A 7,200-nucleotide genomic window follows, 5' to 3' on the forward strand; every position below is an offset into this window, starting at 1 on the left:
GCCCCGGCGAGCCAGGCCCCGGCCCGACCCCGAGCCCGGGCGGGCCGGGGGCCGCTCCGGAGCCGGGCGGAAAACAGCCGGGACCACCGACCAAGGAGGCGGCCAAGCTCGACTATGAGCGCGAGGCCGCCGCCAACGACGCCTGCGGGCGGTCCGACCCCGCCTTCCTAGGCCGGCTCACCACGCTGAACGTGGCCCGCGACCTCGACCGCGTACGGTCCGCGCTGGGCGAGCGCACCTGGAGTTTCTTCGGCGTGTCGTGGGGCACCCGGCTCGGCGTGGCCTATCGCGGCGCGTTTCCGGGCAAGGTGCATCGCATGTTCCTGGACAGCGTGGTGCGCCCACGGTTCAACGTGGCCGACGCGGCGGTGGACACCGCGTCAGCGGCCGAGCGGGATTTCCTGCGCCTGGCGGCCTGGATCGCGCGCCGCCACGACGCCTACGGCTTCGGCACCAGCAAGAAGAAGGTGTACGCCGCCATCCTGAAACTCCGCGAGAAGCACGACGCGAAACCGAAGAAGTTCACCGACCTGGGCATGCCCGTCGACGGCTCGGTGGTCGCCAGGCTGGCAAGCCAGCACTCGCCGGAGTGGCCGCAGGTCGCCCAGGCGTTCAAGGAACTGCGGGACGCGACCGGCTCCACCGCGCCTCCCGCGCTGAAGAAGCTCCTCGACAGGGCCCCCACGCGCATGGTGCCCGGCGCGCCGGAGATCCAGAACACGACGATGAGGCTGGCGGTCGCCTGCAACGAGGACTCCAGCCGGCTCGGATTCCCCGCCGCCTGGGCCGCCTATCGGCGGCATCTCGAAAAGAACCCGGTCACGGGCCGGGCCAGGCGGTTCTCCGTCGAATGCGCCGGCTGGCCGCTGCCGGTGCAGAAGATGCCGGAACGCCGTACCGGAGGGTCGCTGGTGCTCTCCGGGCACCTCTATGAGCACGGCACCCCGTACCAGTGGACGCCCCAGATGCGCTCCGCCATCGGCGGCAAGGTGTTCACGGTCCGCGACGACGTGCACGGGTCAGCGATGAAGGACTCTTCCTGCGCCGGCGAGGTGGTGGCGTACTTCACCACAGGCCGGATCGATCGGGGCTGCGAAGGTCTCGGTGCGGCGTCCTAGCGATCTTTGGTCGCTAGGACCACCCTCTCCACCGCGCCGAGGGTGGTGAGCTGGGAGCGGCCTCCTCCGCTGCCGTCTGTGCCCGTGCGCACGGCTCGCCGACCAGCACCTTGGCCGCCGTACTGGATGACGTAACGCGGATCGACGTCGTCCGGTCTCAGGGCGGCGGCCACAGGGGGCGACCTCGGGGCGCTCGCTCCATAGGCGCGCCCTCGATGCGCTGGAAGCGAACCGAGTCCGCCGTCAGTGAACCGACCCGGGCTCCCAGCCCTCGCGGTGCTTGAGTAGCGGGATGGACATCGTGATTCTGGGCGGGACGGCGTGGGTGGGGCGGGAGGTGTCCCGGCAGGCGATCGAGCGCGGGCACCGGGTGACGTGCCTGGCGCGCGGCGAGAGCGGGGCGGTGGCCGACGGCGCGGAACTGGTGGCGGCCGACCGGCGCGATGCTTCGGCGTACGCGCCGCTGCTCGGCCGCGACTGGGACGCGGTCGTCGAGGTGTCGTGGCAGCCCCGCTTCGTCCGCAAGGCGCTCGCCGCGCTGGGCCGCCGGGCCCGGCACTGGGCCTATGTCTCCTCCGGCAACGCCTACGCCTCCCACGCCGAGCCGGGCATGGACGAGTCCGCGCCGCTCCTGGCCCCGACCGACCGCGAAGAGGCCGACCGCGGGCTCTACGGCGAGGCCAAGGTCGCCTGCGAGCAGGCGTCGGCGGCCGTCGTAGGCGACCGCCTGCTCATCGCCCGTGCCGGGCTCATCGGCGGCCCCGGCGACCACAGCGGGCGCTCCGGCTACTGGGCGGCCCGTGCCGCGCGCGACCCGCACGGGCCGATGCTGGTCCCTGACACGCCGGACCTTCCGACGCAGGTCATCGACGTACGCGACCTGGCCGCCTGGCTGCTCGACGCCGCCGAGCGCGGCACCACCGGCACCTACAACGCCGTGGGCCCCGTGGTCCCGTTCGACGCCTGGATCGCGCTGTGCCGCGCCGCCGGCGGCCACACCGGGCCGGTCGTCACCGCCGGATCGGCCTGGCTGCTCGAGCACGGCGTGATTCAGTACATGGGAGCGGAGTCCCTCCCGATGTGGCTGGTCGAGCCGGGCTGGGAGGGCTGGTCGGCCCGCAGCGGCGCCGCCGCGCAGGCCGCGGGGCTGCGCCACCGGCCCCGGGCCGAGCTGGTGTCCGACACGCTGGTATGGGAACGCGAGCAGGGCCTCGACCGCGAACGCCGCGCCGGCCTCAGCGCCGGGCGTGAGCACGCACTCCTCGACGCCCTGAGCCTCGCACCCGAAGGCGGATGACCACGCGACAATCGCACCATGATTGTCGACAAGGCCATCTACCGCGGTGGCGTGCGCGAGACCGTCAGCGGCGACATCAGCGAAGCCTTCGGCGCCGCCCGGGCCAGAGGCGACAGCTTTCTGTGGATCGGCCTGCACGAGCCCACGCAGGAGGAGTTCGACCTGATCACCCACGAGGTGCGGCTGCACCCGCTGGCGGTGGAGGACGCGATCCACGCCCACCAGCGGCCCAAGCTCGAACGCTACGACGACACCCTGTTCGTGGTGCTCAAGCCCCTGCAGTACGTCGAGGAGAGCTCCGACATCGAGGTCGGCGAGATCAACCTCTTCCTGGGCGACGACTTCGTCATCAGTGTCCGCCACGGCCAGGCCAACCCCCTGAGCGGGGTGCGCCTGCGCGTCGAATCCGATCCCGAGCTGCTGGCGTCCGGCCCCGCCGGAGTGCTGTACGCGATCTGCGACCAGGTCGTCGACACCTACGCCGAGGTCTCCCACGAGGTCGAGCTCGACCTCATCGCGCTGGAACGCAGGGTCTTCAGCGGCGAGCACGACGATGTCACGGCCGGCATCTACTCACTCAAGCGCGAGGTCCTGGAGTTCAGGACGGCCCAGGACCCGCTCATTCCGGTGCTGGAGGAGATCGTGAAGGGCCGGGTGGCGTTGTGCGAGGGCACCCGCGACCACTTCCGTGACGTACTGGACCATCTGCTGCGCGTGGACTCCCAGGTCGACGAGCACAACGAACTGCTCACCAGCGCCCTGAGCGCCCACCTGGCCCTGGTGGGGCGCGACCAGAACAGGGTCGCCATGCAGCAGAACGCCGACATGCGCAAGATCTCCGCATGGGCGGCCGTCATCGCCGTCCCCACCATGATCGCCGGGATCTACGGCATGAACTTCGACCACATGCCGGAACTCCACTGGTCGCTCGGCTATCCGCTGAGCCTGTGCCTCATGGTCGTCGCCGTGCTCGTCGTCCACCGGTTGCTGCGCAGGAGCGGCTGGTTGTGATGCGCCATCCGCTCCCGCCGCGCTACGGCTGCCGGGGTTCGAAACGCCAGCGGGTCGCGCCGTACGGTTCCCTGGTCGCGACGCCGACCACCGTGTGGAAGCCGAACCGGTAGACCTGCCAGGGCGGCGGCCCCGCGCTGGGCGCACTGAACGGCGCCGTGAGCGCGTCACCGTCGACCTCCGCGGGCCAGCCGCCCGCGCGATAGCCGGCGGCGACCTGCTCCAGCGTCTGCGGATCGCTCACTTCGACCGCGCTGCCGTTGAGGACGAGATCGATGCCGGGAAGCCGGACGGAGATGGTGCAACGCGGGTCGGCCGCCAGGTTACGAGCCTTGCGGGCGGCCGGGCCGCTGGTGAAGTAGAGGTCGCCGTCCAGCCACTGCGCGCCGACACCCGCGGCGTGCGGCGTTCCGTCGGGGAGGCACGTACCGAGGAAGTACGTGACGTCGGGGCTCGGCACGGCGGCGAGCGCGTCTCGGGCGCGGCTCCACGGCAGTTCCGCGTCTCCGTAACGGTCGAGGTTCGTGGTCGCGCTGGGTGCTTGTTCACTCATACCCGATGAGACCGTCGCGCGGCCGGGAACTCATCGGTGACAGGCCGCGGGTCCGCGTCCGAGCCCCTGACGACGCGGGCCGGACGTTGCGGTTCCAGCAACGGGGATGCGCATGCCGCAATGTGATAGCCTATCACAATGTGAATGCTAATCACATAAACATGCGGCGGCTCGGCAGGACGGACATCGATATCAGCCCCATCGGACTGGGATGCATGCAGTTCGCCGGCACGGACAACTACACGCGCTTGATCATCAATCCCATCAACCAGGAGACGGCCACCTCGGTCGTGCGCGCCGCCCTCGACAACGGGGTGACGTGGTTCGACACGGCCGAGATGTACGGCAAGGGCCGGTCGGAGGAGACCCTCTCCACCGCGTTACGGCAGTGCGGAATCGCCCCCGGGCAGGTCAGCGTCGCGACGAAGTGGACACCACATCTGCGCACCGCGGCCAGCATCGCCGCGACCGTCGGCGACCGGTTGAAGCACCTGGGTGGCCATCCCATCGCCCTGCACCAGATCCACTCGCCCAGCGGAAGCCTGTCGAGCATCTCCGCCCAGCTCAAAGTCATGGCGAGACTGTTCAGGGAAGGCACGATCGGTGCCGTCGGCGTGTCCAACTTCTCCGCCCGGCAGCTCGAGCTCGCCCACGACGTGCTGGCCGCCGAAGGCGTCACACTGGCCTCCAACCAGGTGCGGATCAGTCTGCTGCACCGGAAGGTCGAGCAGGACGGCCTGCTGGAGACCGCGCGAAGACTGGGCGTCACGCTCATCGCGTACTCGCCTCTGGAGGGCGGGGTCCTCACCGGGCGTTACCACGGCGACGTGAGCCTGGCCAGGTCCGCGCCGCCGGCGCGCAGGATCTTCTCCCGTAACCAGCTGAGCGACCGAGGGCTCGCACGCACCGCTCCCCTCATCGAGGCCATGCGCCGCATCGGTGAGGAGCACGGCGCCACGATCTCCCAGGTGGCGCTCAACTGGCTGATCACCCGGTACGGCGACACGGTCGTGGCCATCCCCGGCGCCTCCAGACCTGGGCAGGCGGCCGAGGCGGCGGGCACGATGAGTTTCCGGCTGACCGAGAGCGAGATCCGCACGCTGGATGAGCTGTCGTTAATCTGAGATCATGCCCCGACAGGTGTCCCGGACGACCAAACGTGACCGCTACCACCACGGCGACCTGCGCGCTGCGCTCATCGAAACCGCCATGGAACTGGTCGCCGAGCGGGGTGTGCAGGCCTTTTCCATGGCGGAGGCGAGCAGGCAGCTGGGGGTCGCGCTCAGCGCACCCTACCGCCACTTCACCGATCGTGACGAATTGCTGCTCGCGGTCGGCGTACGCGCAGGGACCCTCCTGGTCGAAGCCGTCACTGCGGAACGCGGCGGCAGCGCACCGCAGGATCGGCTGGTCGCGGTGGCCAGGGGATACGTACGGTTCGCCGCGAAGCACCGGGCGCTGTTCGAGACGCTGTTCGGCATGTGGTCGACGGCCGGTGAACCGGAGCTGGAGCAGGCGTCCCGCCCCGTGAAGGAGGCCTTCCAGGCAGGGGCCATGGCCCTGTCGGCGGACGATCCGGTGGCCGCCGAGGCGCTCGGGCTGGCCGTCGCAGCCACCGCGCACGGCCACGCGGAACTCCTGCACCTGGGCATGTTCGGCACCGGCGAGCAGGGCGTGGAACTGGCGGTTCAACGCGCGGCCGCCGCCACGCTCGCGCTCATCGAGGGCCGCGCGTCCCTCACCAGCTGAACCTGGACCGGCCTGGAGCCCGTGGACGGCCAGAAGGTCCCGTCCGGTCCGCCGCGTCAGATGATCGCCGCTCCGCAGGGTCCTGAGGAGGAAGCGGATTCGACCACGGGAACGAGAAAATGGCCACGCGCCCGAAGCGGACGCGGTCCCCCGCTCGTGATCCTGGTCGCATGCTTCCCCTTGTCCCGGATCGCCCGCGCAGGCGGATCACCGCCCTCGACGCGCTGCGCGGCTTCGCCCTGTGCGGCATCATCTTCATCATCGGATACCTCCGAGGAGACCCCCGCTTTCAGGACTCCGTTGCCCAATTCGGCGCGCCTTCTTCGCATTGATCGTTTTCTGGTTCACGATGTCCTTCCTCTGCCCGGGTTCCCCTCGCCGGGCGGTGGAGAGGAGCCTGTGGTGTCGATGCAGCCGCGTCCGTGGCCGGAGATTCCCGAGATGACCGTGCGGGTGGCGCGGGCGGCGGGAATCGGTCCGCTGACGCCCGCCACATCGCACAAAGCCCAGCTCATCCAGGCGCTTCAGAAGCAACTCCAGGATGTGTTCCTCCTGGTCATGCGCCACCAGCCGAGCACGGAAGCCACTGAGCACCGAGAAATCGAACCCCGGATCATCCAACTCCGACCCAGAGAGCATATTTCCACTCGATCCGGCCGCGGACCGCATCGGCCGCCTGCCGATCGGACAGCTTCTCCGCGTACTGCAGGACCGACACCAGCGCCAACTGCCCCGGCGACAGGCCCGGACTCCCCCGCACCCCGAACATGCCCGCGAACTCTTCATCTGCGAACAACGAGCCCAACGCATCCCGAATCCGGATCGCCAGCGTCCCCTTCGGAATCCACGCATGTGCTGGCTGCGGTGCGGTCGCTGAACCGGGCCGAGTTTGTCGGTGAGGTGATGCGGTCGGCGTTGAACGCGCTGGCCGCTGCCGAACCACGCTGGCTGGCCACGTGGGCGCCCGCCATCTGGCAAGAGCGCTACGGGCAACGCGTCGATACCTACCGTCTGCCCGACGGCGACGCCGCCCGGACGGCCTGCCTGCTGCAGGCTGGTATTACAGCGTGACACGCAACGGAATTGGGCAACGGAGTCCTGAAGGCGGGGGAGAAATCCGTCTCCTGCGGAGCAGGGCATGGGCAGCCGATTCGCCGTCAGGCGGACCGCCGTATCGAACACACACACGATTGCTAGCTGATCGTGCGGTATGATGTGAGGCGTGGCGCAGATGGTGAAGCGGGCCTTCAAGTACCGCTTCTACCCGACCCCCGAGCAGGCCGAAGAGCTTGCCCGGACGTTCGGCTGCGTCCGCCTCGTCTACAACAAGGCACTCGAAGAGCGCACCCGCGCCTACACGCTGCAAGGCCGTCGCGTCTCCTACGTGGAGTCCTCCGCGCGCCTGACGGCGTGGAAGCGCAGCGGAGAATACGACTTCCTGTTCGAGGTGTCGTCGGTCCCTCTTCAGCAGG

At 69.7% G+C, this 7,200-nt stretch carries 10 protein-coding genes; 8 read left to right on the top strand and 2 right to left on the bottom strand.

Going from position 1 to position 7,200, the window contains the following annotated elements; genetic code table 11:
- From E1295_RS46095 to E1295_RS46105, 3 genes are all read left to right on the top strand, one after another.
- Nucleotides 1–1,118, top strand: a 1,118-nt coding sequence (locus tag E1295_RS46095) for an alpha/beta fold hydrolase (RefSeq protein ID WP_132641430.1), incomplete at its 5' end; no start/stop codon positions are given.
- Between the two features lie 292 nt (nucleotides 1,119–1,410).
- Entirely contained in the window at nucleotides 1,411–2,415 is a 1,005-nt protein-coding gene (locus tag E1295_RS46100; RefSeq protein ID WP_132641432.1) for an NAD-dependent epimerase/dehydratase family protein, read from the top strand.
- An 18-nt stretch (nucleotides 2,416–2,433) separates the two neighbouring features.
- Nucleotides 2,434–3,426, top strand: coding sequence for a magnesium and cobalt transport protein CorA (locus E1295_RS46105; protein ID WP_132641434.1), 993 nt, complete (start codon nucleotides 2,434–2,436; stop codon nucleotides 3,424–3,426).
- Nucleotides 3,427–3,448: 22 nt separating this feature from the next.
- Here E1295_RS46105 and E1295_RS46110 read toward each other — a convergent pair whose 3' ends face one another.
- Entirely contained in the window at nucleotides 3,449–3,979 is a 531-nt protein-coding gene (locus E1295_RS46110; protein ID WP_132641436.1) for a pyridoxamine 5'-phosphate oxidase family protein, read from the bottom strand.
- Nucleotides 3,980–4,140: 161 nt separating this feature from the next.
- Between E1295_RS46110 and E1295_RS46115 the strand changes: the two genes are divergently transcribed.
- The 3 genes from E1295_RS46115 (at nucleotide 4,141) to E1295_RS49510 (ending at nucleotide 6,060) form a co-directional block, all read left to right on the top strand.
- Nucleotides 4,141–5,103 (top strand): aldo/keto reductase, encoded by a 963-nt coding sequence (locus E1295_RS46115; protein WP_281284814.1) that lies wholly within the window; start codon nucleotides 4,141–4,143, stop codon nucleotides 5,101–5,103.
- A gap of 4 nt (nucleotides 5,104–5,107) precedes the next feature.
- Complete coding sequence (locus E1295_RS46120; protein WP_132641439.1) at nucleotides 5,108–5,728, top strand: TetR/AcrR family transcriptional regulator; 621 nt, start codon at nucleotides 5,108–5,110, stop codon at nucleotides 5,726–5,728.
- Nucleotides 5,729–5,898: 170 nt separating this feature from the next.
- Nucleotides 5,899–6,060 (top strand): hypothetical protein, encoded by a 162-nt coding sequence (locus tag E1295_RS49510; RefSeq protein ID WP_166427758.1) that lies wholly within the window; start codon nucleotides 5,899–5,901, stop codon nucleotides 6,058–6,060.
- A 281-nt stretch (nucleotides 6,061–6,341) separates the two neighbouring features.
- Here E1295_RS49510 and E1295_RS52820 read toward each other — a convergent pair whose 3' ends face one another.
- Nucleotides 6,342–6,671, bottom strand: coding sequence for a transposase (locus tag E1295_RS52820; RefSeq protein ID WP_484214009.1), 330 nt, complete (start codon nucleotides 6,669–6,671; stop codon nucleotides 6,342–6,344).
- Here E1295_RS52820 and E1295_RS49515 point away from each other — a divergent pair.
- Together E1295_RS49515 and E1295_RS46130 are read left to right on the top strand one after the other, a co-directional pair.
- Nucleotides 6,593–6,799 carry a hypothetical protein gene (locus E1295_RS49515; protein WP_166427759.1) on the top strand — a complete coding sequence of 69 codons (207 nt, stop codon included), beginning with the start codon at nucleotides 6,593–6,595 and terminating at the stop codon, nucleotides 6,797–6,799. The genes E1295_RS52820 and E1295_RS49515 overlap by 79 nt on opposite strands.
- Nucleotides 6,800–6,950: 151 nt before the next feature.
- Nucleotides 6,951–7,200, top strand: a 250-nt coding sequence (locus E1295_RS46130; protein ID WP_166427760.1) for a helix-turn-helix domain-containing protein, incomplete at its 3' end; no start/stop codon positions are given.

Origin of the sequence: Nonomuraea mesophila, assembly GCF_004352805.1 — a bacterium.
Lineage (GTDB): Bacteria > Actinomycetota > Actinomycetes > Streptosporangiales > Streptosporangiaceae > Nonomuraea > Nonomuraea longispora.